The sequence below is a fragment of the Leptospira dzoumogneensis genome (assembly GCF_004770895.1).
GTDB classification, from domain to species: Bacteria; Spirochaetota; Leptospiria; order Leptospirales; family Leptospiraceae; genus Leptospira_B; species Leptospira_B dzoumogneensis.
Map to the genome: position 1 here is coordinate 277,151 of NZ_RQHS01000010.1, position 26,451 is coordinate 303,601.

Genomic DNA, 26,451 nt, shown 5'->3' on the forward strand with positions numbered 1-26,451 from the left:
AAGTTTATCCTAGATAAATAGCGTCTATAATTTCCGCTTTTTCTCGATTGACTGCTTGCGCAGTAGAAGGAGAAGAAGAAACGTTTTCTCTCCAACGGATAGGACCTTGGGTTTGAGCAAAGTCAACCTTCTCCCATAAAGGAGGAGAAGAAGGATCCGCAATATACTTTCCGTCTTGGGTAAAAGAAGTGCGGACACTCTTAATGAGTAAATGAGAAAATCCTAATATAAGAGCACAGATCAGAGCTATGATCGCGTTATTTTGTAAGGTCCACCAGAATAGTTCGGTTTGGATCCTCACAAAATGTGCAAAATTCCCTCTTTCGTATTTCATATGAAGAGAAGCCACTCTTTCCAATTTTTCAGGGTGGTATACTGCCATGGAAAGAAGAACACTTGGCTCTGAAATTTCAGGGAAATAAGGAGAAACGATCTGCATCAGTTTATCATTCTGGAATGTATTCTTATCTCCCAAAAGGATTGGAGTTCCGATCTGCCATTTTCTCAAATGATGAGCAGCGGTATAATTAGTGGATAAAAACTTAGGTTCAGGTTTTCTTTTTGCCCTTGGATCGGACACATAATCTTCGTTAGACGATGCAAGAACTACTCCCGAATCATCAGTCATACTGATCTCAGAAATGATAAATCCTTCTTTATCTCCAGAAGTCACTTTTACAAGTCTAGTGAATGCAAAGTTCAGATCTTCTAATCTGTCCTTGCTTAATTTTCCTTCGCTGGATTTAGAGATGGCGCCGATCGTATCTCTGGCTCTTTGGTCCGAAAGATTTTTGATCTGCTCAAAAGAAGCAAGAGAAGATTCCAGAAAGGACCATGCAGAGGCTCCGGCAGCGATCCCTTCACAAACCAAAAGTGCTAAAATGAAAAATAGAATATGTTTGAAAATTTGCACCTGAGAACCTCTCTTCTTTTAAAAATCGGCCGATTTCGGCTTTTTTCTAAAGAATAAAAATCAATTTAGGCGCGAATACCGTCTCTGATTGGCTTTAAATTTTCCAGAAATTTGGTCTGAAAAGTTTGGATCCATTCCTTCTTTTTATCTTCTCCGCTTGGGAGCCCTAGCTGAGAGACTGAGATCATGGACTTCCAGTCCTGCCCGCAAGGATGGATACATTGAAACGCGGAAAAATCATTAGAAACGTTTAGAGCGATCCCGTAGCTGGTAAACCAGGACTTGAATAAAACTCCCATGGAAAGAATTTTGCGATTCGGAGAAGTCGAAAGATAAAGCCCTGGAGCGTGAGGATTTTTTACCAAATCCAGACCCCAAACTTTCTTTGTGGAATAAATTGCGGATCCAAGTACCTGATCCAGAAATTCCGAGATGGAAATTTCTCTTTTTTTTAAGTCCAAATGTACATAGGTAACGATCTGTCCTGGCTCATGAGCGGTATAATCCCCTCCTCTTTTTATGTATTGGAGAGAGATACCGTGTTCGGAAAGGAAGTCCTCATTTCGGAGAAGATTGTCGATATTATAATTGATCCCCCCGGTAATCGTAAGAGGGTGTTCTAAAAATAGAATCGATTCCCTTCTATTCTCCCGGGACTTTTCCTGGAAGAGGACGTAATCTTCGTACGGAAGGGGATTTTTCAGGGAAAAAGCCTGCACACTTGTATTATTTATGGAAAAGCTGCTCGAAGTCATCTCCTTTATACTCCAAAGATCTCCGCGGGGAAGAAACCGTCAGGAACTCGCAAAACTGGTCTATCTTTCCGACGGAGTATTCTTCCAAAAATACGCCAAAGTGATTACTGGGCAGAAGTACATCCATTTGGAAGATTCTCCTTATCCTATGGAACTGAATCAGGCTCTTCTCCACCTGAAAGAAAATCGTCTAATAGATGTGATCCCAAAATTGACCGAGACCGGTATCTCCGGTTATTTATTAACCTGGGTCGGGACCGAGCATGAGGACGAGATAGACCTGAACCGTCAGGAGAAAAGAATTCTTCGTAAGGTTCTGGAAAATTTCAAAGGAAGTGTTTACGACGAAAATAGAGTGTATCCGAATTTATATGAGAATTACGTGATCACTCCCCTTTTCTCGGAAATAAAGTTTAGCAAAGAAACTATTAACACTAAAATCCATTTCTTTAGGAGAAAAACGCTTTTGAATATCTCGGGCAAAATATTTAAGGTACTTTTTAGCGAGTAAACACGAATGCTCATCACTGTTTGTAAAGGTAAAATCCATAGAGCCACCGTAACCGACGCGGACCTCAATTATGAGGGAAGTCTGACGGTAGATATGGATTTGGTAGATGCCGCTGGAATGTTTCCTTACGAAAAAGTTTCCGTTGTGAATGTAAACAATGGATCCAGATTCGAGACATATCTGATCGAAGGCAAAAGAGGTTCCGGAGAGATCTGTTTGAACGGTGCTGCTGCCCGTCTCGGAATGAAAGGAGACAAAGTAATCATCATCTCCTACGGCTCCTTGGAAGAAAAGGACCTGCCGAAAGGTTATAAACCCCAAGTCGTTCTCGTAGACGACAAAAATCATATCAAAAAAGCCTAATTCCTTAGGCTTTTCCAAAGACTTAATCCGCTGGACTAAATTTCCCAGCTCAGATAGAATCGATCCGTTTTCGGCCGGGACTGGAATTCTTCTCATTTTTTTAAGGAAAACGAGAAGTAACGGCTAAGTTTCGGGGCTTTTAAGTCGATATTCAATATGAAGAACCGTACTGGGACAATAAATCGCATGAAATCCGTCGCAAAATTTTCTTTTATCCTATTATTCGTCCTTTTTGGAAATGGCGTTTCCGGCCAAAACAATGCAGAGAAGGAAAGTAAAGGTTCCGAAGGAGTGGAATACTATCCACTCGCGTATTACGACGATAGACTCTTAGTCAAAGAAGTTTCCTTCTTCCGTAGACACGCGGATAACGGAAAAGGAGAGTTCATGGACGTAATGGTCGAACTCGAGAACAGAGACTTTGACGCAGCGAACTTCTCCATTTATATTTTAGCAGTAAATGAAACTCCTCTTTCCAGAGTGGATGACCGCAGAGAGCTTGTCCCCTTCCCTAAATGGAGACAGTACGATGTGGAAGAAGAAACGAAAGTTGTAAACTTCCAGAACCTGGTTCCGGTTAAACTAGACAGTAAAAATGTTTGGGGAGAGAAGAAGTACGGAGAAGTGAAGAAGAGCTACGACGAAAAGATCGCGAGAGGAGAAAAAGTAAAATTCCCTAACCCGAATCTGGACACTCTAGTTCATTATCTCACTAATAATCCTAAGGATGCACTTCCTATCGTTCTTTACGGAGAAGAAGGTCCTGCAAAAGACAAAGTTTTGATCAGTAATTTTGTGCCTCAAACTGCGGAAGATCTTCAAAAACAAAAACACGACACTTTAAGCAAACATACTTATACCGTATACAACGCTAAGTATAAATCCACGATCTTCTCTCACCACTATACCGAGTATCGTCCTGGATATTTTACTTTTAATAAGGTTGTAGTTCTGATCTTCAATCCTCAAAAAGAAAAGAACAAACTAGTCTATCGTAAGATCATAGACATCAACGGATTGAAGTTGGTGAACTAAGAATACTTTCTAATTTTACAATCTCAGTATGAAGAAGGATCCGAAAGGGTCCTTTTTTATTGGAATCAGTTTTCCGGCACGATCCAACTCATTTCATTTACAAAGATAATACTAAAATATGAAGTTGGGCAAAATTGCTTAACATGTTTTTCTCTAAAGAAAAGATCTGCTTCAACTAAATACTTGTAAAAATGATTTGAGATTATGAAAATAAAGGAAATAATCAAAATCCTAGAGGACGATGGTTGGTATTTGGTAAACCAGACAGGAAGCCATAAACAATTTAAACATCCTCGTAAATCTGGAAGAGTAACAGTTGCTGGTAAACAAAATGCAGATATTCCTCCTGGAACTTTGAATAGTATTTTGAAACAATCAGGTCTAAAGTAATAATTTATGGAATATCCAGTTATCATTGAAAAAGGCCCAACAAGCTTTGGAGCCTACGTTCCAGATCTGCCTGGTTGTGTTGCAGTCGGAGAGACAGAAGAAGAAGTTACAAAACTAATCAAAGAGGCAATTGAATTTCATTTAGAAGGATTGAGAAAAGATGGAGAGCCTATACCAGCACCTTCGAGAGTTACTCTAGTATCTGTATAATAAAAAAGGACCCGAAAAAGGGTCCTTTTTTTGTGCTCAGGGACTTTGACCGGATTGTGGTCGACGGTAACGATCTATGCTGCCCGGAACGAATCTTGTGGTCCATTGGCCTCGGTCGATGTTTTTCTCCACCCAACCCTTTCCATGATCCCATCTTCCATCCGATATAAAATCGAAAAAGTAAGAGGAGTTCATGTAACGGTAGGAGTCCATGATATCTAAGATATCCCGACTCTCCGAGTCCTCAGGAGCCTCTTCGAAGAAGAAGTTGCTATCCATTCGCCTCTACCATGAATCTTTCCATCCAAATGTCCATCTTTATTTGGCTAATGAGAAAATAATCTGGGACGGGTCTCATTTTAAGATTCATCCCCTGATACTTTAGACTCCGGCTCCTCCCTATTCCCCTCCCTTTGTTTGGATATGGAATATAGAAAAGGCAAAAATCCCTGGTTTTTGTCCGGTATGGGCTCCTTTCTCAAAAATGTAGATCGGGTCTTTCTGTAGGATTGTTTGGTTTGCCTGAACTTCTCCGCCTCGTCCAAAAGCCCGTCCAATCGATTTTCCAGAAAAAACCTGAGTTCTTCCTGCAAATCCTCTCCGATCTTTTCGGATCCTTGTTCTGAATTTTTTGGCTCCTTCTCCATTTCCGGCCCCCAACTAATATTTTAGGTTTTCCCCGGACAAACGGGTGCCCAATCCGAAGAATGGAGCGCATTTTTTTTCTTGCGACAAGGGAGTTTAGACCCAAATTTGAGGGAATGCTAAATCCGACAGAACTCACGGAAACCCTCGTCTCTGGGAAAGATATCGAACTGGAATATAGATTTATTTCGGACGAGGACCACCAGCAGATCTATCTTCTGCTTCTTCAAGTTTTAGGAAACTTGGATAGATTATTTCTTACGGAAGTGGTCTCTACCATTCTAAAAGAACTTTTGATGAACGCGAATAAAGCGAACGCCAAGAGGCTTTTTTTCCTAACCGAAGGTTTGAATATCAACGAGACATCTCATTACAACAAAGGGATGAAACGTTTTTTAGAGGATATCATTCATAAATGGGATGAACAGGAGAAGGTTCTAAAAGGTTCCAATCTATCCGTTCGTCTTCGCGCAAAGATCATGAACCAGAACCTGATCTTCTTGATCGAGAATGATGCTGCACTTCTTCCCCAAGAATCCGAAAGGATCAAAGCAAGATTAGAATCCGCTAGTAAGTTCAACGATCTATCCGACGCATTTCTTTCCATGGCGGACAGCCAAGAGAGTGCGGGTCTCGGACTTGTACTCATACAGTTATTATTAAAAAACTCAGGAATAGGTTCTGATAAATTTAAGATAGAAACCGACGGTAAGATCACAAGAGCAACCTTAGTGATCCCTAAACAAATCGTTCCATTGGACGTAGCTACCAAACTTAAAGACAGGATCTTGTCAGAAGTAGATGGACTTCCCCCTCTTCCTCATACTCTCACAAGGATCATAAATCTTTGTAATAATCCCGACTCGGATTTAGGTGTAATCGCAAACGAAATAGAAAGGAACCCTGCAATCAGTGCGGACCTTTTAAAACTTTCTAACTCGGCAGGTTTCGCGAGTAGGAATAAGGTAAATACGATCGTCCAAGCTGTTAAGGTCGTGGGACTGAAGAACGTCCGAAATCTTTTGTATGTTTCAGGTGTACGAAAGATCATGGAAGGAAGATATTCCAAACTTCAAGAAGTGTGGAACCATTCCAATCTTGCGAGTTATTTTGCGAGGCAGGTTTCCCAAAGAGCTGGACTCGGAAAACTTTCCGATATCGCAGCAGTCGGTGCCCTGCTCCATGATTTAGGAAAATTCATTTTGCTTTCATTGGATCCTACGTTATTCAAACGTTTGGCGGCTTACCAAAAGCATAGGGATCTTTCCAATTCCACGATCTTAGAAGAAATTTCCACAGGTATTTCTCATCCGACTCTGGGAGCGATGCTCGCCAGAAAATGGGATTTTCCTCCGGACCTAGTTCATATGATCGAATTTCACCATAGAGCCTTCATGGCGACTAACACTATTTATACGGATTTAGTTGATTCCGTATACGTCGCAAATATGATGTGCGATTATCTGGATAAAAAAACCAGCTACTACGCAGCTGACTCGAGTATACTAAAAAAATTCCAGTTAGATGATAAGGCAAAGTTCGAAGAGACCTGCGAAAAATTAGCAAAGGCCTACGAGATCGCGAATGAAGAAAACTGAATCCAATAATCTGCTCAATTTACACGGAATTAAGTTTTATAGATCCGGGACTCCTATTCTGGACGGGATCGATTTTCAGATCAATTCCGGAGAACATTGGGTTCTATTAGGGCGTAATGGTGCCGGAAAAACCACACTTGTAAATTTGATCTACGGTTCCGTATGGCCTACCGCGGGCAGGATCAATCTTTTCGGAGAGACCTTTGGAGAAACTCCATTACAGATCCTGAGAAATAAGATCGGCATCCTGGATTCTTCCCAACAAGAAAGCGCACTCCAAAAAAGTCTTACCGTTTACGATGTACTTCTTACCGGTTTTTTTCATACCATAGGTTTTTATAGGGAATCAAATGCCTGGGAAGAAAAAGAAGCGGAACGAATTTTAGAAGAGAACGGTTTCGGCGCTAAAAGAAACCAATTATTCCGCACTTTATCTTCAGGCGAAAAGAAAAAGATCTTATTCTTAAGAGCAATGTGCACTTCTCCTGAATTTGTGATCTTAGATGAACCTTGCTCCGGTTTGGATCTGACTGCCAGAGAAGAATTCATAGACTTCTTGGATGAATATAAAAAGAATCGAAACTTCACTTCTATTTATATAACTCATAGGATCGACGAGATCCCTCCATTTTACGAACACGCAGCTCTTTTGAAGTCCGGTAAAATTTTATTTTCAGGCGAGATCACAGAAGCATTCAGTTCTGCAAGACTTTCCGATCTATACGATCGCAAAGTAGAAGCGGAAAATCGAAATGGCACCTGGGTCGCAGTCACCGAGAGAAAGTAGCTCAAGAGACGCGGAGTTTAGAGAGACTCAGAGTTTTTCTCACGCAGAGACTCGAAGGCGCAGAGAGATTTGGAATAGATTTATAGATATTCTGCGTAGTCGCAGGCAGGAAATCGGGAACAGATATAATATTCTTTTTTCTTGGAGGATTTTTTTCTGACCCTCTCCCCTTCCTTGCATACGGGACAAATCCCGTATTTGGGAGTTTTTGGTTTTTCTTTTAACTGCTTATTGATTGCAGTTATATTCGTTTTCTTTAATTGAGAATCTAAAACCGAATAAAATTCGGAAAGTACCTTGGATCTACTTTCTTCCCCGGAAGCAATTGAATCCAATTTTTGTTCCATTTCAGAAGTGAATTTTTCTCTGAATAGATCTGCGAAGGCTGCCTGCAAGAACGCATTTACTCTTTCTCCAAGAGTTTCGGAATATAATTTTCCTTTTTCGGAATATACATATTTTCTTTTGTATAATGTTTCCAGGATAGAAGCAAACGTAGAAGGTCTGCCTATCCCTTCTTTTTCCAGTTTGGATACAAGACTTGCTTCCGTATATCTGGACGAAGGTTCTGTGGTTTTTTCTTGGATCTCCCAAGGATCGGGTATAAGAGTCTCCCCCTTTTTCCAATCAGGAAGAAGGTCCGAGCCAATATTATAGATCTTTTTATAACCGGGATCTATGGTAAAAAGTTTTTCTCCTTCCCAAACTTCCCCGGCTCCGTTTGCTACAAATCCTAATCTTTTCCAAGCTTCAGGTTTCATTTGAGAAGCGATTGCTCGTTTCCAGATCAGTTCGTATAATTTTTTGGAATCCTTACTTAAATTCCGATCCGCAAGTTCGAATACGTAGGATGGTTCCAAAAATACATCCACAGGCCGGATTGCCTCATGAGCATCCTGCGATTTCCCTTTTGTTTTTTTGAGCCTGTATGTTTGAGCTTTATCCGATACGAATTCTTTTCCGAATTTAGAAGAGATCTTTCTACGGATAGAATCTATCGCGTCTTCTCCCATCCGAACCGAATCAGTTCTCATATATGTGATGAGTCCTTGGGATTTTCCTTTTCCTAGATCCGTTCCCTCATACAGTTCTTGGGCGAGTTTCATTGTTTTGGATGCGGAAAATTTTAAGACCCTAAATGCTTCCTGCTGCAATGCAGCAGTAGTAAACGGCGGAGGAGGTAAAGTTTCTCCTACCTTCTCCTTTCTTTCAGTGACCTGCAATACTTTCGTTTTTTTTAATATAGAATCCAAGAATCCAGAGGCTTCTTTCTGATTGGAGAAGGCGTCTTTTTTAGGGTAGAAAACGATTTTTTCGTTTTCTACTGATCCATAAAATACTGTGGCAGAGACGAGCCAGGTGGTAACCGGAATAAAACTTCGGATCTCTTCTTCTCTTTCACAAATCCATTTGAGAGCGACCGATTGCACTCTTCCTGCGGATAAACCTTCTCCGCTTACCGCTCTCCATAAAAATGGACTGACCTTATACCCGATGAGTCTATCTAAGATCCTTCTGGCTTTTTGGGAATCTACCAGGTCCAGATCGATCTTGTCAGGTTCGGAGATTGCCTGTAAAATTTTGTCCTTCCGTATTTCTTGGAAACGGATTCGGGAGATGTTCGCCTTCTTCCCTAATTTCTGGGCAAGGATATAACCTATAAACTCGCCTTCTCTATCCGGGTCGGTCGCTATGAGTATGGAAGAATGAGACTTTGCTTCTTTTAAGATAGAAGATAGAATATTCTTTTTTCCTTTAAGAGGAACATACTCAGGTTCGAAATCTTTTTCGATTTTGATCCCGATCCGATCCGGAGGTAGATCCAAAATATGTCCGAAGGTAGCGAGTACCTTATATTCTTTTCCCAAATAGGAAGAGATTGTTTTGACTTTGGTAGGAGATTCTACAATTACTAGGACGGACATTTCGGAATAGACCGGAAATCCGGCCCTTCCGTATTTTTCTAATGTGGTCCTAACTCTTCAATCAAATATCCGTTCGGATATGTAGGGTTATTTCGTTTGGTCACGTAATAAGGAGTTTTTCTAGGCGGCCAAAGATATCTTAGGAAGAATGCTCTAAATTTCAAAACCGCATAGGTCAAAGCGGCAACGATAGGATTCGCTTTCGGAAATCCCATTGCTTCCCTCAAAGGTTTGTCCATAAGAGAATACACTGCATTATAAACTAGATATTCAAGTCCGGGGATTTTTGGGATCCTAGCAGAAGCGATCTTCATAGTGGCAAGCGCAACTTGTTCCGAGTCCGGGGTGTGGCGGAAATTTTCCTTTTCGAATCTTAGATTGAACGCAAGCATCTCTTCGTAAGTTTCCGGAATATTTTTGATATTCATCATTTTTCCGATCCGTTTCCAAAGATAGAAGTTAGCTAGTCTTTCTTTTTCAGTGCTCTTTCTCCAACCGAACTTTCGGTTCCAACGATCCGGCTCGAATATAAAAGTTGTAAGAGTATAAAGAAAATCTTCATTTTTAATATTGTATTCTTTATGGATCTGGTTCAGCCTTCTCATTGCTTCCCTTCCTCTTTCGCTGTCCAGTCCGTTCTCGATAAATTCTGCGAGGATCAACGCGGTATCGTCGTATCTTTTTTGTCCTGCAGATTCGAATCGTTTGGTTGTATTTAATATTTTAGAAATAGAAGGAATTGCAAATGTCCGGAAGAAGGATATAGCAAGTGAGATTTCCACATCCTGAGGAAAATCATAACTTCCGGAGAGAAATACGATCTTCTGCGCATCCTTCTCCGCATCCAATTCATTAATTTGTTTTAATATCTTCAAACGGTTGAACATCTGTTTACTTTTTCCTTTGATACCGAACTTTTTATTGTATCTCTTTTTCGCACAGATGTTCGGTTAAATTTGAAACGCAAGTATTTTATTTAGATACTTTTATTTCAAACAATAGGGGTTTGGCACGCAGAGATCACTGAGGCCACGGAGTTAGACTCACGCAGAGTCGCGGAGCCGCTGAGGAAATGTAGGAACTCCTACTTAAGTCAAAGTTTTCCCCGCCCGCTTAGGGTGGGGGCCGGTGCGGTGGTACCCCGATGGAATTATCACAAAAAGTAGTTTCCTACAACCAGATTATTTTTCGGTTATGATGTAGGAACTCCTACGTCATATCTAATACAAAGCTCTCTGTGAACTCCGTGTGCTCTGCGCGATACTAGTGTGTATAAATAAAAAATCCCGACGTTTTACGGCCGGGATTTTGAAAGTCACAGACTTAGATTAAATCTTAGCCGTTAGAAGGAACTGGGAAAAGTCCTTCGATAGAAAGATATCTTTCTCCAGTGTCGTAGTTGAATGTAAGGACAGTAGCTCCTTCCGGAAGTTCAGGAAGTTTTTTAGCAACCGCCGCCAAAGACGCACCGGAAGATACTCCTAAGAAAATTCCTTCTTCTTTTGCTGCACGAAGTGCGTATTGGAAAGCCTCGTCCTTAGAAACTTGGATCACTCCGTCTAATAGATCAGTGTGTAAGTTTTTAGGAATGAATCCTGCTCCGATCCCTTGGATTGGGTGTGGTCCAGGTTTTCCTCCGGAAATTACTGGAGAAGCTTCCGGCTCAACTGCAAATACCTTGGTTTTAGGGAACTTCTCCTTTAAAACTTTAGCAACACCTGTGATATGTCCGCCTGTTCCAACTCCTGTGATCAGAACATCTACTCCATTAGGGAAATCTTTTAGGATTTCTGCTGCAGTAGTTTCTACGTGTACTGTGATGTTTGCTTCGTTCTCGAACTGTTGAGGCATCCAAGCTTTTGGATTTTCGGAAACCAGTTGTTTTGCTCTTTCGATCGCACCTGGCATCCCTTTTTCGCGAGGAGTTAGGTCGAATTCCGCGCCGTAAGCAGCCATAATTCTTCTTCTTTCCACACTCATAGACTCAGGCATAACCAGGATCAAACGGTATCCTTTTACTGCCGCAACAAGAGCTAAACCGATACCTGTGTTTCCGGAAGTCGGCTCGATGATTACTGTATCCTTAGTGAGTTTTCCGCTTTTTTCAGCGTCCTCGATCATAGAAAGCGCGATACGATCCTTGATAGAACCGCCTGGATTGCTACGCTCTAATTTAGAATATACATTGTATTTGGATCCAAAGAGTCGGTTGATCTTTACGTGTGGAGTATTACCGATCGTCTCTAAGATATTATTTGCTTTCATTAGGAATTCCTACCTCTGCAGCTGGATTTTTGTGAACTTGTCAATATATTAAACATCTTTTTCAATATATCAAATGCGATCAATGAAAAAAGATCAAAACTGTCTGGATATTTCTAAGAAGATCTAAACTTCTTTCAAGACAATTCCGGCTAAAAAGGCTTCTGTTTCAGGTCCCCAAGAAAGCCCTAAACCTTTATAAACCGCATAGATGCTGGAAATATGCACATTTGAATCCCCAGGTGTGGCTGCATATCCTCTGACTTCTTTTCCATTCACTTCCAAGGCAGAAAGTGGGAACACTGCATGGGAGAAAATCCTACCGTATAATCCGCGATCTCTTCCTGAGGAGAAGATTGAATTCGTGGAAACAAGTTCAGTGATACTTAAGAATGGATCATTATTGATCTTAGAAACCAACCATTCTTTAGTGACTTCCCTTTTTAAGCGAAGATGAAAACGGATCAGGTGCATATAAGGTGAATTGATCGTTACGGAAGAAGATCCCAATTTGATCTTAAATCCGAGATCCGCGTAAACTTCATTCAATAATCTACCGTGATGGGTACCTGTTTCAGATTCGGGAAGAACAAGTAAAGGCCCAGTTACGTGAGGATCATTTTTTGCCATGTCCGCATCCCGTCTGATCACGAAAAAATCCGCCTCTTCTAAAATATTTACAAGCTCTTCTGGTTTTTCTGAGTAGAAGGGCCTAAGTATTCCGGCTAACGTATGAGTATTACATGTGGAAACATGAATGAACTTAGGAGGATTTTTTTCTAAGATGGGAGAACTTTCAGGATACAAAAACTGAGGTCCGAAAGAATGTTCACTTCCCTGAGCGATAAAGATCCGGATCCGATCGTAGATTGGTTCTGAGTATTCGGATTTTCTTTTATCTGCGACCCCTGGTGGAGAAGAATCACATACCGCCTGTGACTGGGACAATGCGTCTTGTTTGGAGATCCATTCCGGAAAAAAGTTACGGACCCCATTGGAACCGTCGTCTACTATGATCCCACCTTTTTCGAGCAGGGAAAGTATTTGAGGTATTTCTGATTTTTGTAATTTGTACGGTTCTACAAATACTTGGAAGCCGCCAAATTTATTTTTTAATAATAATAACAAAGATGCCAGAGGCCAGCCGATGACCCCTGTCCCTCTTAGGTATACTCCCGGAATTTTCGTTTCGCTCACATAGTAAAGTATTCTGCATATTCCCTAAACGTATAGGAAAATTTTGGAAAATTAAACTATGCTGATCCTATAGGAAAAATCATCCAGATAATTGTTCTTATAAGTGACGTAATTTGCAGCGGTTCTCTCGATCAGATTCCTTTCTTCCTCAGTGATATCTCTTACGATCTTTGCGGGAGATCCCATCACCATCGCTCCCGGTGGAATGATCTTGCCAGGGGTTACCATGGCACCTGCGGCTACGAAGGAGTATTCTCCCAGTTCCACTCCGTCCATGATGATCGCACCCATTCCAACAAAGGAATTATTCTTAAGTTTACATCCATGAAGAACAGCTCTATGACCTACGGAAACGTTGTCTCCAATCTCCACTGGATGGGTATTTCTGGAAACATGGACCACCGTCATATCCTGAATGTTTACATTATCTCCGATACGGATATAATTCACATCTCCACGTATCAATGTTTGGAACCAGATAGAAGAATCTTTTCCGATCACTACATCTCCTACTACCAAAGAACCCGGAGCTAAAAATACTCCGTCTTTGAAGATAGGACGTTTACCCTTGTATTCTAATATATTTCCGGCCAGATGTACTTCTTGCATATATTTTCCCTCAATCGCAGTTCAATTCTAAGGCTTTTTAAAAAGAGAACAAGTGTAAATTTTTCAAACTTTTCTTTACAGCAAGGATTTCCGGAGAAACATTCTCGCAATATATGAATTTTTTAAGAAAGAATGGGATCCGGCTTTTTGCCATTTTACTGGTCATAGTTGTTTTTTCTAGTGTAAATTATCTAAAGCCGAAATATTCATTTAATTGGGACTCACATAATAAATTAGTCCAATCCTATTCATTACTTCAGAATAAGTTTCAATCCGAAGAATTATTTTATCCGGGAAAGGAATTTGATCCGGAATACAATTATTTTCCGGTTCAGAATAATGTTTTTCTAAAATTAGAGCAAAGACATTTAAGCGCTTTCCCCGTTTTTTTTGCCGCAATTTCCTCTTTATGGCTCTGGGTTTTCGGATTTTCAGCTCTTCCTTATTTAAGTGCGATCGGATTATTACTTTCTCTATTACTTCTTTATAAAAAATGGAAATTCTCCGAGTTTTCATTGGCAATTGCCGGATTAGGAACATTCGCCTGGATCTTAAGTGTGGAATATTCAGAGCATAGCTTTTTTATGCTTTCCGCCTTATATTCTCTCACATTCGCCTTAAGAGGAAAAAACTCTTTGGCAAAATTTATCTTCTCCGGGATCTTTTGCGGGATTTCTGTCTGGTTTAGGCATGAAGGATTAGTTTACTGTGCCTCTCTTGCATTTTGGATCCTTGCTGCAGGGAACAAAAAAGGATCATTCAAACAATCCATTTCCGAATTCTTATTTTTCTGCTTAGGCGCTTCTATATCGGTAGGAGTTTTCTTTTTATTTAATTTTATAGACTATGGACATTTTTTAGGACCTAGATTCATAATTAATGAATCCGGTCTTAACGTTTCCTATACGACTAGATTGGAATGGGCAAAGACCTTATTATTTTTCGGAACCTTCAAACTAGGCTATTTTGGATATATGCCTGCATCTCTTTTGCTTTTTCCCATTTTAATCTCAGGTTGGAAAAAATTATCCTCCAGGAATAGGATCCTCTTAGGGTCCACCTTAAGTTATATATTTTTAGTCTTACTCATAATCCCAAACGACGGTTTTAATAATTGGGGGCCTAGATTTTTCGGACCGGCAGTATTTCCTTTTGCGATCCTATTCTCTAAATATTATTATTTTCTAAAGAACAAAAGAAAATTTAAATTTATACGCATTCTGTTTTTGGCATGTATACTATTTTCCTTCCTATGCGGTTTAATCGGTTTAAAATACGTAAAAGAAGGTCGCAAACAACAGGAAGCGAATAATTCAGCCCTGCATTCTACAAATTCCGAGATCTGGATCTTTTCGGATGATTCTTTGGCATATATTGCCGGCTCGGATTATTTTAATAAAATAATTTTCAGAGTTTATTCTGCAGAAGAACTACCTAAATTTTTATCAGATCTTTCTAAATTTTATCCAGGCAAAAAGGTAGCATTGGTCCAGGCAAACGATAGGATTTTCGGAGAAAAAGTAAAAAGTACGATCAAAGAAAATTCCAAATTTGCATATGGGATCGGCAAAATGATCTGGGAAAAAGAATCCTTCGAATCTGCAGTACGTTCCAACCTGGATAACCGGGAAGAATCAGCTAAAGCAAGTTTGAAATTCAGTATTGGAAATTTAAAACTTAGATAAGTATATAAAATATAATAGATCCAAAATCTATTTTGACCTTTTGGGACTAGATTCTTACCTTAGCCTATAATGTTCTCATTGAAGAAAGAGTTCGGAGAGAAGGAGAAAAAATTTGATCGAAAAAAATTCGTTCAAATCCTTTCCATTTCTGCCGTAGTCGGATTTTTATTCGCGGCCGCCGTTCGGATCTGGTTTGTATTTCCATTCGTCCCGGAAACGGAAGAAATGTCTCCTTCTCTTCCTAAGGGAAAAAGAATTTATATCTCCAGATTTGTTCGGGATTCATCCTTATTTTTAGGTGATGTGGTCCTAGTGGAACATCCAACTCAAAAAGGAAAAGTGGCACTGGTCCGTATCATGGGAAAATCAGGAGATCAGATCTCCATTAAGGACAAGGTCCTTTATAGGAACGGTATATCCGAGGCTCAGGAAAAATCAGACTTCAACTTACAATACAAGGATGCAAGACCTGCATTCTCCGGAACGTACTCGAGCAGGGACAATCTTTCTAATTTAACCGTAGAAGATCGAAATTATTTTCTTCTATGCGATAATAGAGATGATTGCGTGGATTCCAGAGATTTCGGCCCTTTGCCCTTTGAAAAGATCCTAGGCAAAGTCCTTTAACCCACTTCCCAATCTAATACCAGAACCGCGACAGCGATGCACAGGGTTTAGTCTCGTAGAGACCGAAGCGAAGCGTAGCCCGGAGCAGCGCGGTTCGAGCGAAGCGAGAAGTCGCCCAAACCCTTTCTTACCTTTAGAATCCGTTATAAAATTCACCAAAAAACGGATTTTCAGGATGGTTTTGTTATAAAAACATGTATTTGAGAGCTTAAGGCTCCTCGTTTTATCAAATAACATTAAGGAAATAAAGGGAAGAAAATGACAAGAATCGCTATCAACGGTTTTGGCCGAATCGGTCGCTTGGTATTCCGTTCAGGGATCAAAGACCCAAATATTGAATTTGTAGCAATCAACGACCTAGTAACTCCGGACAACCTAGGATATCTTTTAAAATACGATTCTACTCATGGACGTTTTAACGGCACCGTGGAGCATACTGAAGACGCACTTATCGTAGACGGCAAAAAAGTTCTTTGTGTATCCGAAAGAGATCCGGAAAAACTCCCTTGGAAAGATCTGAAAGTGGACTATGTGATCGAATCTACCGGTCTATTCACAGACAGAGTCGGCGCCGAAAAACATATCAAAGCAGGCGCTAAAAAAGTGGTGATCTCCGCTCCTGCAAAAGACAAGGACATCCCTACTTTTGTGATGGGAGTGAATAACGAAAAATACGATCCAAGCAAGGATCATGTTGTTTCCAACGCTTCTTGTACTACTAACTGTCTGGCTCCGATCACTAAAGTGGTTCTGGACAATTTCGGTATTGAAGAAGGTCTGATGACCACTATCCACGCTACTACCGCTACTCAACCTACTGTTGACGGTCCTTCTAAAAAAGACTGGAGAGGTGGAAGAGGAGCAATGCAAAACATCATCCCAGCTTCTACCGGTGCTGCTAAAGCGGTTGGTCTTTGTATTCCTGAAGTGAATGGAAAACTGACAGGTATGTCTTTCAGAGTTCCGACTCCGGACGTTTCCGTTGTAGATCTAACTGTTAGAACTACTAAAGAGACCAGCCTTAAAGAAATTTCCGCAAAAATGAAAGAAGCTTCCGAAGGTGCTATGAAAGGTATCTTAGGTTACACTGACGAGATGGTTGTTTCCAACGATTTCTTAAGTTCTACACTTTCTTCTATCTTTGATGCGGACGCTTGTATCGAATTGAATTCCAGATTCTTTAAATTGGTTTCCTGGTATGATAACGAGATGGGTTACTCTAATAGAGTTCTAGACCTGATCCGTTACATGGCTAAAAAAGGTTAATAGATGCAATTACCCCAGTTACCTAGACTCGAAAACGAGGACGTCAAGGGGAAACGAGTTTTTCTGAGGGTCGATTTTAACGTCCCTCTGGATAACGGAAAAGTTACCGACAAGACTAGAATTGAAAAGACACTTCCTACCATTGAACTTTTGGTAAAAAAAGGTGCCAGGGTGGTGATCGCAAGTCACCTTGGCCGCCCTAAAGGTAAACCGGATCCTCAATATTCTATGGAACCTGTTTACGAAGTTTTTAAAGGTTTAGTTAAAACTTCCGTAATATTCTCCAAAGACGTAATCGGAGAGAATGCCGTAAAACTTTCCAAAGAACTTAAGGATGGAGAGATCCTGGTCCTTGAAAATTTACGTTTTCATAAAGAAGAAGAGGAGAATAATGCTGCTTTTTCCAAAAGTTTAGCCGCTCTTGCTGATGTTTATGTAAACGACGCATTCGGTGCGGCTCATAGAGCCCATGCTTCTACGGAAGGAATTGCACATCTTCTGCCTTCTTTTGCAGGTTTGTTGATGTATAAAGAGATCACCGAACTTTCTTCCCTTCTTTCCCGCCCTGCAAAACCTTTTGTGGCTATCATCGGAGGTTCCAAAGTCTCTTCTAAGATCAGTGTGATCAAAAACCTGATCGAAAAAGTGGATCATATTTTGATCGGCGGCGGAATGGCTTATACTTTCCTCAAATCCAGAGCGATCCCGGTCGGAAATTCTTTAGTAGAAAAAGATTTCGAAGTAGAAGCTTTCCAACTCATCGAAAGAGCAGGAGTCGCAGGAGTAGATTTCCAACTTCCTGTGGATCATGTGATCGCCGATAAATTTGATGCGAACGCTAAGACCAAAACCGTAGACAAGATGGGAATTTTGGACGGTTGGATGGGAATGGATATAGGTCCTAAAACGATCGCAAATTACGAAAAAGTAATTAAGAATGCTGCAACCATCGTTTGGAACGGTCCTATGGGAGTTTTCGAATTCGATAAATTCGCACCTGGAACCATGGCGATCGCAAAAGCGGTTTCTAAGTCCAAGGCCAGAACTGTAGTAGGCGGAGGAGATTCCATCGCTGCGATCAATAAGGCTAAGGTGGAAGATAAGATCACTCACGTTTCTACTGGAGGAGGAGCCTCCTTAGAATTTTTAGAAGGTAAAAAACTCCCCGGAGTTATTGCTCTTCTAAAACAATAATCTAAAGAATCAAAGGAAATATATATGCGCCCTAAAATTATCGCCGGTAACTGGAAAATGAATCTTTCCGAAAAGGAAGCGTTGGCACTCGCAAGCGGCCTAAAGGAAAAATCTTCTTCTATTCCGGATAATAAAAAGGCGGTTGTATTTCCTTCTTCTATTCATCTGGCTGCAGTCGCTCAAATATTAGAAAATTCGAAAATTGCAGTCGGAGCTCAGAATATCTACCCTGCTCCTAATACCGCTATGACCGGGGAAACCGGTCCAGACCAACTTTCAGAACTAGGGATCAAATTTGCACTTGTTGGTCACTCTGAAAGAAGACAGTTCTTGGGCGAAACAAGCGTATTCTGTAATCAAAAGATCTCTTATCTTGCTAAACATGGTTTTACCGCTGTGTATTGTGTGGGAGAAACTCTTGCGGAAAGAGAATCGGGTAATACTTTCGAAGTTCTGAAAAAACAGATCCAAGAAGGTTTAGGTTCTATTGAAAGCGACCTATTCTCTCGTATTTGGGTAGCTTATGAACCTGTTTGGGCGATCGGAACCGGCAAAGTGGCAACTCCTGCTCAGGCGCAGGAAGCCCACGCATTTATCAGAAAAGAAATTTCGGGATTATTCCAAAATGGGAAAACGATCTCGGATGTGATGCCTATCCTTTATGGCGGTTCAGTGAAAGCTGATAACGTAAAGGAACTTCTATCCCAAGCGGATATTGACGGCGGGCTCGTAGGCGGGGCCAGCCAGAAGCTGGACAGTTTCTTAGCTTTATTCTAATTGATTCCTACCGTCATAGGCATACGTTTAGGAATGTACTAAACGGCTTGTCAGCCTAGGGCTTGGCGGTAGTTTGGATTTAAAGCGGATTATTTCGCAAAAAAACATACCTTTTTACCTTTAGGAATTCGACTCATGGGCTTTATCACCGGAACCATCCTTGTTCTTTTCGTTTTCGTCAGTCTATTTCTGATCCTTCTTGTCATGATCCAAACAGGCAAAGGTGGAATGGGTGGAGTTCTTGGTGGAGGAGCAAGCCAATCCGTTTTTGGTTCTTCTACTGCGGACGTTTTAACTAAAGCAACCAGAGTTGCTGGACTCCTTTTTTTGGCTCTGTCTCTGATTCTTTCTTTCCTTTTTGCGAAGACTAGCGGATACAATACCACTCCAACACCTGAGATCCTTCCTCCACCTGCTGCGGAAGAGGCCCAGGGCAACCAAGGAGGGACAAATGCCCAAGAATCCGCGCCTACTGCCGCACCTAGCACTGCAGCCCCAGAGCAACCTAAGCCTTAATTTTTATTTCTCTCCGAAGGCGGCTCTCAAGGCCGTCTTCATTTCGCTCCTTCTTCTCCTTACTTTTCTTCCTTCCTTCGCTCAAAACCAAGATGCGACAAAATCCCAGAGCGGAACGTCTTCTTCTACCCAAATGTTGAACCAGCGTATCCTACGTGCGTATGAAAGCCTGAGTGTCGCAAGAGAACTTTTGAAATTTGAAAGAATGGACGCTCTTCCTATCGGAACCTTGGTAACTTGGGTGGGAAATTATCCGAACCGCAAAGGTGTGAAGATCACAAAGTTCTCAGTGACCCAATCCGCTACTCCGGGCGGGATAGAAAAGGCGGAAGAAAAGTCCATTCTCCTGGAATTTAACGGATCCACTCTTTCTAAGGTGGTTTCTGAAATCAAAACTGCGAATTATTCTTCGGAAGATACGATCATGATCCGGATGACCGATACCACTCCTCTGGATAATAATGTGGATGATCTGGTAATTTATGCGGATAAGAACGGTAAAGAGGCGGAATATCCTCTGAATTACCTACCTGATGAGGGGGTAAACCGGGACAGATCCGAGTTTAAAAAAGAATTTTACTTAAAACTAATTGAGGATTTTTTCGTGCATGTCCTAAGGCTTCAGGAAATGCAGTCTCAACATTCTTCCAGAAATCAAAAAAAATTACTGCAAAGTTATAAAGAATCCCTAGAATATTGATCCGGATGTCATCCCTAATGGAAAACCTCCACGAAAGAGCGGAGGAACTCCAAGCAATTCTGGACGGAATCACAGAGCCCCTAGTTTTAATAGACTCGGGCTTTAGGGTCCGTCGTGTAAACAAGGCCACTCTCGAGTTTTCAAGTGAGCCTGACTTCCCTTCTATCCTTGGCAGAAAATGTTACGAAATTCTGTACAATCGTTCTGCAGTTTGTCCTTACTGCCCTATGAAGGATCATCATGAAAACGAAGCCGATTTCGACGCACAATTCGAAGGTAAGGGAGAAGTTGGGCGTGAAATATTCCACGTAGCAAACAATCAAAAGGAAACATTATACTTAGATTTTTTCCCTATTCGTAAGGATGGAAGTATTGTTTCCATAGTGGAGAAGATCAGCAATATCACTCGTATCAAAGAAAAAGAAGAAGAAAATCTTAGAATACGTAACCTTGCTTCTCTTGGTATTTTTATCTCAGGTGTGGCCCATGAGTTGAATAACCCACTCACCGGCATGAGCCTTACTCTCCAAAACTTGATGAATAATTTATCCAGTATGGATCCTGCTTTTTTCCGTAAAAGATTGGAGATGATCAAAGAAGACCTGACCCGCGCTGCTATGATCGTTTTGGACGTGATCAGTTTTGCTAAACCGGATAAGTTAGTCACTACAAACGCTGATATTCACGAAACCATAATGAAGGCAAAAGACTCAGTCACTTGGGTGTATCCTGTTCTTTCTAAAAACACCGAATGGGAAATTTTAAGCGAACCCGGTATGACCTTCCAATTTAATCCGGTCAAGATGGAGAGATTATTCATCAATCTTTTCAAAAACTCTCTACAAGCTTATGATTATGGAGAAGGTAAGATCAAAGTAGAAGTCAGACGCACTCGTAATATGATGCATATCTTTGTCGAAGATACGGCAGGAGGAATTCCGGAAGATATGCTGGATAAAATTTTCTCTCCATTCTTCTCCAAAAACAAGTCAGGGATCGGAACCGGTCTAGGACTTTCTATCTGCCACTCCATCGTAAGAGAACATTCAGGAGAATTGACTGTTCGTTCTTATGATAGAAGGACCAGATTTAAAATTTCTCTTCCATTAGTACAACCAAAAGGAAACTAAATTGTCCAATCGTCGTATCTTAGTAGTAGAAGATATACATTCCATCCGGGAGGCGGTAAAAGATATCCTGGTCCGAGATTACGAAGTTTTCGATGCAGAAAACTACGATGAGGCAGTCAAAATCCTTTCTAACGAACATGTGGATCTGGTCATCACAGATATTCGTATGCCTGGAAAATCAGGACTGGATCTGATCAAGACGATCCAAAAGGAATACCCTTCCGTCCAGTATTCCTTAATGACAGCTTATAATATTAATGATTATATAAACTTCGCTTACCAACACGATATCTGGAATATCATTCCTAAATATTCCTTCTTGGACATTAATCTGATCACTGTGATGGTCAAAAAACTTCTGTACAAAGATATATTCGGTGTGGAAAAATATTTTGGTCCGGACTTCAAGATCTTAGAAGGAGATGGGGAAGAAGTATTCCTAGTTCCACCGGAAAATGGGATCGTATTTCGTAAGATCAGTTCCGATAAGGATAGAAATTATATCTGCAATCGAGTGGGAAAATTCCTGATCGAAAAGGGAGCACCCAACGCAGTTCATCAAATTTTAGAAGAACTTACTTCTAATGCAATGATCCGCGCACCAAGAGACTCTAAGGGAAATTCAAAATACCAGTATGAGCTTCCTTCTCGGGATCTTTTGGTCCCATTAGAACATATACAACTCGCAGAAACCGATTATTTTGAGATCGGTTACGGTATAGCAGAGAATTCTTATATTGTTGTGGTCCGAGATCATTTCGGCTCTTTGAACAAAAAAGAAATTTTAAAACGTTTGGACAGACATATCACTGTGGACAGTCCTAGCGGTTTGCCAGCAGGTCTTGCGGATTCTCATGGTCGCGGTTTGTATATTTGTAGGGAGATCTCGGATCAGTTGATCTTTAATATTGAGAAGGACACAAGGACTGAGATTATCGCTTTATTAGATAAGCAGACCAATAAAGGTTATAAGTCTTTGTCGATTTATGAGGTTTGAGTTGAGGCGCAGAGTGAGCAGAGTCGCTGAGATTTTCTTACGCAGAGTTTTCTCACGCAGAGACGCGGAGCCGCAGAGTTTTTAGAGCATAAAAATGATAATAACGTGTGTTGGAACTCCTACACAAAAGATATAAACACAAATTCATAATTGTAAACGATGTTGGAATTCCAACATCAATAAATCTGTTTTCTCTGCGACTTAGCGCCTCTGCGTGCCAATAAAACCGCGTCTCTAAAATCTATCTCTCTAATTCTCTATAGAGCACAATGTCGGATCCGCCTTCTAAGAACGCTTCTCCACTGCGGCCAGAAGAATAAAAGCGAAACGGTTTTTCTCCGGTGCGGATCTTTTCTTCTTTCAGGATAGATCCTTCTTCATCTAGGAAGAATAAGTTTCCTTCCCATTCTCCGGCAAACCAAGCTCCGGAATTGAATACAGTTTGGTAAACCGACTGCGCCTTGCTTCGATTTTTTTCGAAGATCGTTTTTCCGGATTTAGAATATAAGGTCAGTTTATCGGAGAAGCCTGCAAGCACTCCCCCATTATTTGAAACAGCAAGATTCACTTTGTAGGGGATCACTCTACCAAGATTCCATTCTTCCGATTCTGATCCGTCCCTATCATACACTCGAATAAAATCTCTATTGTTTTTCAGGAAGTGAACTGCGATCTTCTGTCCGTTAGAAGAAATAGAAAGACTTTTTGCGAAGACCGGTTCCTTTTCCCCTAATTTAGCCTCGAAAAGTTTTTCTCCCTTTCCATCTAAAAGAAATAATTCTCCACCGGAAAATAGGACTGCGGTTTCTCCATTAGAAATTCCTTTTGGAGCAAATGATATATCGGTCAAAAATCTACCGTCCAGTTTTTTGGCTCCGAGAGAATTTCCGTTAATATCGGAAACTAAAACTTGGTTATTATCTCCGGATAAAAATAGGACCAGGCTCCCATCAGGATGGATACGAGGATAACTTTTATAATCCTTGGTCCAAAGAAGTTCTCCTGCTTCCGAAAAAAATTCCACAGAACTACCGATCTTTTTGTAAGCTAAATATCCTTTAGCTCTGAGCGGATATTCTATTCTAAGTGAATCGTCTGTTGGAATGGATTCTCCCCAAGGAATTCTGATATAAGAAGTTTTCGTTTTGTATCCGTTGATGATCCTCTCCGGATCAAAATCACTGCGAGGATCGGGAAAGCTGGCTAACTTAGATTCTTTATTCCAATACCAGGTTTTTTGTACGGTTCTCGCGGACTCATAAGGATTCCCTAAAAAATAATAAAATCCTAAAAAGAATATAAGACTTAAAGTAAGGATCCGAGAGATCATACTAGTTTCCTCAATCGATTGTACATTAGATAAAGAGAAGTAGCGGCCACCACTTCTCGGAAAAGCTCTCTCTTGAAAGGAAGAAAGAGTTCCTTCACTTCCGTTTTTTCACCCTTGATATGGGTTCCTATAAATACGGTCCCTACTTTTTTTGCAGGAGTTCCACCGCCAGGACCGGCGATCCCTGTAATGCTAATTGCCAGATCCGTTCCAAGAAGCCTTGCTCCATTATCTGCCATTTCTGTTGCGGTTTCTTCACTCACTGCACCGTGAGCTTCGAGAGTTTCTTTTTTGACGCCTACTATATTTTCTTTGATCAGATTAGAATAACTGACTACAGATCCTAAAAAGTAATCGGAAGAACCTGCACGGTCCGTAAGTATCTTGGCTGCAAGTCCACCTGTGCAACTTTCGATCGTTCCTATGGTGAGTTTTTTTTCGGAGAGAAATTTTGGAAATTCTTCGAATAAATCTCCGGTGCAAAGTCCGCTGTATTTTTCTTTGGTCTTTTGGATCAGTTCTTCGACTAAACTTTTGTTTTCGGATTGGTAGGTGACACGGATAAATCCTTTTTTAGCCGCCACTCCCCAGACTGCTTTACCGTTCTTTAATGGTTCAATCCCTTCTATAAATTCCTGTTGGAATAAAGACTCACTCATTCCCCAGATAAACAGAAAATCTGAATATAGTTCTCCTGAATGGAATTGTTTTTGGATCAAAGGGACCAATTCCTCTTTGAACATTGTCACCATCTCGGATGGAACTCCAGGCATACATGCCAAGTAAGCACCTGGTTGGAGCTCCGACCAAAAGCCCGGAGCAATTCCTACTGAGTTATTCAAAACGGTAGAATTAGATGGAATAGAAACCTGTCTTAATGCCGTGGTCAGCGCCTCTTGGAATCCTTTTCCACGAAGCCTATACAATGCTTGCAGTCTATCATGTGCTTTTTCATTCAATATAGGCTGGGAAGAAGTGAGTTCACATACCACTTCTAAAGTATAATCGTCTTCAGTAGGCCCAAGACCGCCTGTCATTACAAGAAGGACCGGATTTTCCCTAGAAGCCTCGGCCGCTAAGTTTTTTAGTTCGTCTCGGATCAGTTTAGGATCATCAGGCAATACCAGGAATTTTTGAGTAGAATATCCTAATCCGAAAAGTTCGTTCGCGATCCAGGAAGAATTTGTGTCTTGGCTTCTTCCCGCAGTCAGCTCTGAACCTGTGGAAATGACTGTGACCCTAGGCGAATTCAATCTTCTTTCTCCAATCTTTCCGGAGCGGAAACTCCAAGTAGAGCTAAACCTTCTGCAAGTACAACGCGAGTTGCTTGGCAAATTCTTGCGAGTCCCAGTCTTGTAGACTCGTCCGACTCTTTAAGTCGATTATTCTTTGCTATATAGAATTGAGTGAACGCTCTTGCAAGATTTTGGAGATAGTTTGCGATCCTATGAGGTTCTAAAGTCGCCGCTGCATCCAACACTTCTTCCGGAAAACGAGATATCCAGAAAAGAAGCCTTTTCCTTTCTTCCGTCATTTCAAGATTTTCTAATGCTTTAGCATCGGAGCTTGTCCCTACTTCTCTAAAGATAGAACAAACTCTCGCATGAGCATATTGCAGATAGAATACTGGATTTTTATCGGATTCATCCTTTGCCAAATCCAGATCGAAATCCAGAGGAGAATCCAAAGACCTCATTGTGAAGAAATAACGTGCCACATCTTTAGCATGTTTTCCTAAATAACCCAGAAGATCCTCCATTGTCTGGAATTCTCCCGCACGTTTACTCATCTTCATCTTCTGTCCGGCCATGAGAAGATTCACTTGTTGAGCAATGATTACTTGGAAATTTTCCTTAGGATAACCTAATGCCTGGACTGCACCTGCAAGCCTTGCTATATATCCATGATGATCCGGCCCCCAGATATCTATGATCTTTTCATAACCTCTGGAAATTTTATCACTATGATACGCTATGTCTGCGAGAAGGTATGTAGGACGTCCATCATCCCGAACCACTACACGATTTTTATCGTCTCCGTAATCTTCGGATTTAAAGACCTGTTTGCCTTCTTCTTCAAAAACTTTGCCGGATTTTTTTAAGTTCTCGAGCACTCCCAAAACTTTTCCGGACCTATGAAGTGTGGTCTCGGAGAAAAATCTATCGAATCCTACTCCGAATAGATCCAGATCTTTTTTCTGCCAGATCAAATTAGATTCGACTGTCCAACGGGAACATTTTTCAGCAAGAGCAGAATATTCCTTTTTCTCCAGATGGGATTTGATCTCTTTTTCAGTATTCGGATTTTCTAATAATTGTTTCGCGATGATATTGAGATAATCCCCCCTATATCCTTCTGCAGGGATCACGTTTTGGGAAAGTAATTCCTCAATAGACCTACCGTCTTCTGCATTCTCTTGGATAGAAGAAGATTCTCCCAAAGCTTCTCGGATACGGACCATAGTGGAAACACCGAGTAAAAACACCTGGTTTCCATAATCGTTTACATAAAATTCCTTATCTACTGAGTGACCTACTGCCTTGAGTAGATTCGCAAATGCTTCTCCGGTAGCTGCAGCTCTTGCGGATACGATATTTAAAGGTCCTGTTGGATTCGCACTTACGAATTCTAAATTTACTTTTTTAGGATTTTCTAATTTAGGAAAAATATCCTTTTTCTGGACCGTATTTTCCAAGAAACGGATCAGAAAAGAAGGAGAGATCCTGAAATTCACAAAACCAGGAGGAGTAAAATCCACCTTTTCGAATAGATCCGTTTTTGCCTGAAGATAGCCCACAAGAACTGCGGCTGAATCCAAAGGTTTTTTGCCCAGAAGTTTTGAATTTTCCAAAGCGAAAGAAGTGGAATAATCTCCGAAGGATTCTTCTCTGGAATATTCTATTCGGATGCGAAGATCCTCAAAAGAAACGTTAGGCGCTTCTTTTTCGCAGTAGAGTTTTACTCCTTCCTTTAAAGCTTCTAAAACGAGTTGTTTAAGAGTTTCCGTTTCTTTCATTCTATCTTTTGTA

Annotated in this window: 28 protein-coding genes; 16 read left to right on the forward strand and 12 right to left on the reverse strand. The window is 40.9% G+C overall.

Annotated elements, in window-relative coordinates; translation table 11 throughout:
• Positions 1-4: 4 nt before the first annotated feature.
• A complete protein-coding gene (locus tag EHR06_RS07100) occupies positions 5-913 on the reverse strand; it encodes an LIC_12071 family protein (protein ID WP_135756352.1) in 909 nt (302 codons plus the stop codon).
• A 65-nt stretch (positions 914-978) separates the two neighbouring features.
• Positions 979-1,668, reverse strand: a complete 690-nt coding sequence (lipB, locus tag EHR06_RS07105; RefSeq protein ID WP_135756353.1) for a lipoyl(octanoyl) transferase LipB — start codon at positions 1,666-1,668, stop codon at positions 979-981.
• On the opposite strand from lipB, the gene EHR06_RS07110 reads away from it, so the two are divergent.
• From EHR06_RS07110 to EHR06_RS07130, 5 genes are all read left to right on the forward strand, one after another.
• Positions 1,646-2,179, forward strand: a complete 534-nt coding sequence (locus EHR06_RS07110; RefSeq protein WP_135756354.1) for a type II toxin-antitoxin system antitoxin SocA domain-containing protein — start codon at positions 1,646-1,648, stop codon at positions 2,177-2,179. The genes lipB and EHR06_RS07110 overlap by 23 nt on opposite strands.
• A gap of 6 nt (positions 2,180-2,185) precedes the next feature.
• Positions 2,186-2,542, forward strand: a complete 357-nt coding sequence (gene panD / locus EHR06_RS07115) for an aspartate 1-decarboxylase (RefSeq protein ID WP_008592788.1) — start codon at positions 2,186-2,188, stop codon at positions 2,540-2,542.
• Positions 2,543-2,728: 186 nt separating this feature from the next.
• On the forward strand, positions 2,729-3,577 hold the full coding sequence (locus tag EHR06_RS07120; RefSeq protein WP_135756355.1) for a hypothetical protein: 849 nt from the start codon (positions 2,729-2,731) through the stop codon (positions 3,575-3,577).
• A 204-nt stretch (positions 3,578-3,781) separates the two neighbouring features.
• Entirely contained in the window at positions 3,782-3,967 is a 186-nt protein-coding gene (locus tag EHR06_RS07125) for a type II toxin-antitoxin system HicA family toxin (protein WP_135756356.1), read from the forward strand.
• A gap of 21 nt (positions 3,968-3,988) precedes the next feature.
• Positions 3,989-4,177, forward strand: coding sequence for a type II toxin-antitoxin system HicB family antitoxin (locus tag EHR06_RS07130; protein ID WP_135756466.1), 189 nt, complete (start codon positions 3,989-3,991; stop codon positions 4,175-4,177).
• Between the two features lie 36 nt (positions 4,178-4,213).
• Here the strand turns inward: EHR06_RS07130 and EHR06_RS07135 are convergent, their stop codons facing one another.
• Complete coding sequence (locus EHR06_RS07135) at positions 4,214-4,456, reverse strand: hypothetical protein (protein WP_135626121.1); 243 nt, start codon at positions 4,454-4,456, stop codon at positions 4,214-4,216.
• Positions 4,457-4,536: 80 nt separating this feature from the next.
• Positions 4,537-4,824: a hypothetical protein gene (locus tag EHR06_RS07140; protein ID WP_135756357.1), complete on the reverse strand. Its 288-nt coding sequence runs from the start codon at positions 4,822-4,824 to the stop codon at positions 4,537-4,539.
• Positions 4,825-4,884: 60 nt separating this feature from the next.
• On the opposite strand from EHR06_RS07140, the gene EHR06_RS07145 reads away from it, so the two are divergent.
• Positions 4,885-6,420, forward strand: a complete 1,536-nt coding sequence (locus EHR06_RS07145; protein WP_425269483.1) for an HDOD domain-containing protein — start codon at positions 4,885-4,887, stop codon at positions 6,418-6,420.
• On the forward strand, positions 6,407-7,207 hold the full coding sequence (locus EHR06_RS07150) for an ABC transporter ATP-binding protein (protein ID WP_135756359.1): 801 nt from the start codon (positions 6,407-6,409) through the stop codon (positions 7,205-7,207). The genes EHR06_RS07145 and EHR06_RS07150 overlap by 14 nt, the downstream gene beginning before the upstream one ends.
• Positions 7,208-7,287: 80 nt before the next feature.
• On the opposite strand, the gene topA is transcribed toward EHR06_RS07150, so the two are convergent.
• From topA to EHR06_RS07175, 5 genes are all read right to left on the reverse strand, one after another.
• Positions 7,288-9,132, reverse strand: a complete 1,845-nt coding sequence (gene topA / locus EHR06_RS07155) for a type I DNA topoisomerase (protein ID WP_135756360.1) — start codon at positions 9,130-9,132, stop codon at positions 7,288-7,290.
• Between the two features lie 38 nt (positions 9,133-9,170).
• The gene (locus EHR06_RS07160) at positions 9,171-10,019 is read right to left on the reverse strand and encodes an oxygenase MpaB family protein (RefSeq protein WP_135756361.1); all 849 of its coding nucleotides are present in this window, start codon (positions 10,017-10,019) and stop codon (positions 9,171-9,173) included.
• Between the two features lie 448 nt (positions 10,020-10,467).
• Complete coding sequence (cysK, locus tag EHR06_RS07165) at positions 10,468-11,397, reverse strand: cysteine synthase A (RefSeq protein WP_135756362.1); 930 nt, start codon at positions 11,395-11,397, stop codon at positions 10,468-10,470.
• Between the two features lie 123 nt (positions 11,398-11,520).
• Positions 11,521-12,591: a hypothetical protein gene (locus EHR06_RS07170; RefSeq protein ID WP_135756363.1), complete on the reverse strand. Its 1,071-nt coding sequence runs from the start codon at positions 12,589-12,591 to the stop codon at positions 11,521-11,523.
• Between the two features lie 51 nt (positions 12,592-12,642).
• Complete coding sequence (locus tag EHR06_RS07175) at positions 12,643-13,200, reverse strand: gamma carbonic anhydrase family protein (protein WP_135756364.1); 558 nt, start codon at positions 13,198-13,200, stop codon at positions 12,643-12,645.
• Positions 13,201-13,313: 113 nt separating this feature from the next.
• Here EHR06_RS07175 and EHR06_RS07180 point away from each other — a divergent pair, with 113 nt between their 5' ends.
• The 9 genes from EHR06_RS07180 to EHR06_RS07220 all read left to right on the forward strand — a co-directional run bounded on the left by EHR06_RS07180 (position 13,314) and on the right by EHR06_RS07220 (position 22,092).
• Entirely contained in the window at positions 13,314-14,885 is a 1,572-nt protein-coding gene (locus EHR06_RS07180; protein ID WP_135756365.1) for an LA_3751/LA_3752 family putative glycosyltransferase, read from the forward strand.
• Between the two features lie 69 nt (positions 14,886-14,954).
• Positions 14,955-15,512 carry a signal peptidase I gene (gene lepB, locus EHR06_RS07185; RefSeq protein ID WP_135756366.1) on the forward strand — a complete coding sequence of 186 codons (558 nt, stop codon included), beginning with the start codon at positions 14,955-14,957 and terminating at the stop codon, positions 15,510-15,512.
• A gap of 258 nt (positions 15,513-15,770) precedes the next feature.
• Positions 15,771-16,778, forward strand: coding sequence for a type I glyceraldehyde-3-phosphate dehydrogenase (gap, locus tag EHR06_RS07190; protein WP_100709523.1), 1,008 nt, complete (start codon positions 15,771-15,773; stop codon positions 16,776-16,778).
• Between the two features lie 3 nt (positions 16,779-16,781).
• Positions 16,782-17,972, forward strand: coding sequence for a phosphoglycerate kinase (locus EHR06_RS07195; RefSeq protein WP_135756367.1), 1,191 nt, complete (start codon positions 16,782-16,784; stop codon positions 17,970-17,972).
• A 24-nt stretch (positions 17,973-17,996) separates the two neighbouring features.
• Positions 17,997-18,749, forward strand: a complete 753-nt coding sequence (tpiA, locus tag EHR06_RS07200) for a triose-phosphate isomerase (RefSeq protein ID WP_135756368.1) — start codon at positions 17,997-17,999, stop codon at positions 18,747-18,749.
• 135 nt (positions 18,750-18,884) lie between these two features.
• Complete coding sequence (gene secG / locus EHR06_RS07205; protein ID WP_135756369.1) at positions 18,885-19,265, forward strand: preprotein translocase subunit SecG; 381 nt, start codon at positions 18,885-18,887, stop codon at positions 19,263-19,265.
• A gap of 40 nt (positions 19,266-19,305) precedes the next feature.
• Positions 19,306-19,965 (forward strand): endostatin-like outer membrane lipoprotein LenA, encoded by a 660-nt coding sequence (gene lenA, locus EHR06_RS07210; RefSeq protein ID WP_208757763.1) that lies wholly within the window; start codon positions 19,306-19,308, stop codon positions 19,963-19,965.
• 5 nt (positions 19,966-19,970) lie between these two features.
• Complete coding sequence (locus EHR06_RS07215) at positions 19,971-21,095, forward strand: LIC_12097 family sensor histidine kinase (RefSeq protein ID WP_135756370.1); 1,125 nt, start codon at positions 19,971-19,973, stop codon at positions 21,093-21,095.
• 1 nt (position 21,096) lies between these two features.
• A complete protein-coding gene (locus EHR06_RS07220) occupies positions 21,097-22,092 on the forward strand; it encodes a response regulator transcription factor (RefSeq protein WP_135756371.1) in 996 nt (331 codons plus the stop codon).
• A 241-nt stretch (positions 22,093-22,333) separates the two neighbouring features.
• On the opposite strand, the gene EHR06_RS07225 is transcribed toward EHR06_RS07220, so the two are convergent.
• The 3 genes from EHR06_RS07225 to argS are packed head-to-tail and all read right to left on the reverse strand — an operon-like array spanning position 22,334 to position 26,438.
• Positions 22,334-23,422 (reverse strand): hypothetical protein, encoded by a 1,089-nt coding sequence (locus EHR06_RS07225; RefSeq protein ID WP_135756372.1) that lies wholly within the window; start codon positions 23,420-23,422, stop codon positions 22,334-22,336.
• Positions 23,419-24,675, reverse strand: coding sequence for a CinA family nicotinamide mononucleotide deamidase-related protein (locus EHR06_RS07230; protein WP_135756373.1), 1,257 nt, complete (start codon positions 24,673-24,675; stop codon positions 23,419-23,421). The genes EHR06_RS07225 and EHR06_RS07230 overlap by 4 nt, the downstream gene beginning before the upstream one ends.
• Positions 24,672-26,438, reverse strand: a complete 1,767-nt coding sequence (gene argS / locus EHR06_RS07235) for an arginine--tRNA ligase (protein ID WP_135756374.1) — start codon at positions 26,436-26,438, stop codon at positions 24,672-24,674. The genes EHR06_RS07230 and argS overlap by 4 nt, the downstream gene beginning before the upstream one ends.
• Between the last annotated feature and the right edge of the window lie 13 nt (positions 26,439-26,451).

Bases quoted from the DNA above. Each gene is read 5' to 3' on its own strand.
- EHR06_RS07110 (WP_135756354.1), top strand. From the start codon at position 1,646: ATGGAAAAGCTGCTCGAAGTCATCTCCTTTATACTCCAAAGATCTCCG.
- lipB (WP_135756353.1), bottom strand. From the start codon at position 1,668: ATGACTTCGAGCAGCTTTTCCATAAATAATACAAGTGTGCAGGCTTTT.
- panD (WP_008592788.1), top strand. From the start codon at position 2,186: ATGCTCATCACTGTTTGTAAAGGTAAAATCCATAGAGCCACCGTAACC.
- EHR06_RS07120 (WP_135756355.1), top strand. From the start codon at position 2,729: ATGAAATCCGTCGCAAAATTTTCTTTTATCCTATTATTCGTCCTTTTT.
- EHR06_RS07125 (WP_135756356.1), top strand. From the start codon at position 3,782: ATGAAAATAAAGGAAATAATCAAAATCCTAGAGGACGATGGTTGGTAT.
- EHR06_RS07135 (WP_135626121.1), bottom strand. From the start codon at position 4,456: ATGGATAGCAACTTCTTCTTCGAAGAGGCTCCTGAGGACTCGGAGAGT.
- EHR06_RS07140 (WP_135756357.1), bottom strand. From the start codon at position 4,824: ATGGAGAAGGAGCCAAAAAATTCAGAACAAGGATCCGAAAAGATCGGA.
- EHR06_RS07145 (WP_425269483.1), top strand. From the start codon at position 4,885: ATGGAGCGCATTTTTTTTCTTGCGACAAGGGAGTTTAGACCCAAATTT.
- EHR06_RS07150 (WP_135756359.1), top strand. From the start codon at position 6,407: ATGAAGAAAACTGAATCCAATAATCTGCTCAATTTACACGGAATTAAG.
- topA (WP_135756360.1), bottom strand. From the start codon at position 9,132: ATGTCCGTCCTAGTAATTGTAGAATCTCCTACCAAAGTCAAAACAATC.
- EHR06_RS07160 (WP_135756361.1), bottom strand. From the start codon at position 10,019: ATGTTCAACCGTTTGAAGATATTAAAACAAATTAATGAATTGGATGCG.
- cysK (WP_135756362.1), bottom strand. From the start codon at position 11,397: ATGAAAGCAAATAATATCTTAGAGACGATCGGTAATACTCCACACGTA.
- EHR06_RS07175 (WP_135756364.1), bottom strand. From the start codon at position 13,200: ATGCAAGAAGTACATCTGGCCGGAAATATATTAGAATACAAGGGTAAA.
- EHR06_RS07180 (WP_135756365.1), top strand. From the start codon at position 13,314: ATGAATTTTTTAAGAAAGAATGGGATCCGGCTTTTTGCCATTTTACTG.
- lepB (WP_135756366.1), top strand. From the start codon at position 14,955: ATGTTCTCATTGAAGAAAGAGTTCGGAGAGAAGGAGAAAAAATTTGAT.
- gap (WP_100709523.1), top strand. From the start codon at position 15,771: ATGACAAGAATCGCTATCAACGGTTTTGGCCGAATCGGTCGCTTGGTA.
- EHR06_RS07195 (WP_135756367.1), top strand. From the start codon at position 16,782: ATGCAATTACCCCAGTTACCTAGACTCGAAAACGAGGACGTCAAGGGG.
- tpiA (WP_135756368.1), top strand. From the start codon at position 17,997: ATGCGCCCTAAAATTATCGCCGGTAACTGGAAAATGAATCTTTCCGAA.
- secG (WP_135756369.1), top strand. From the start codon at position 18,885: ATGGGCTTTATCACCGGAACCATCCTTGTTCTTTTCGTTTTCGTCAGT.
- EHR06_RS07215 (WP_135756370.1), top strand. From the start codon at position 19,971: ATGTCATCCCTAATGGAAAACCTCCACGAAAGAGCGGAGGAACTCCAA.
- EHR06_RS07225 (WP_135756372.1), bottom strand. From the start codon at position 23,422: ATGATCTCTCGGATCCTTACTTTAAGTCTTATATTCTTTTTAGGATTT.
- argS (WP_135756374.1), bottom strand. From the start codon at position 26,438: ATGAAAGAAACGGAAACTCTTAAACAACTCGTTTTAGAAGCTTTAAAG.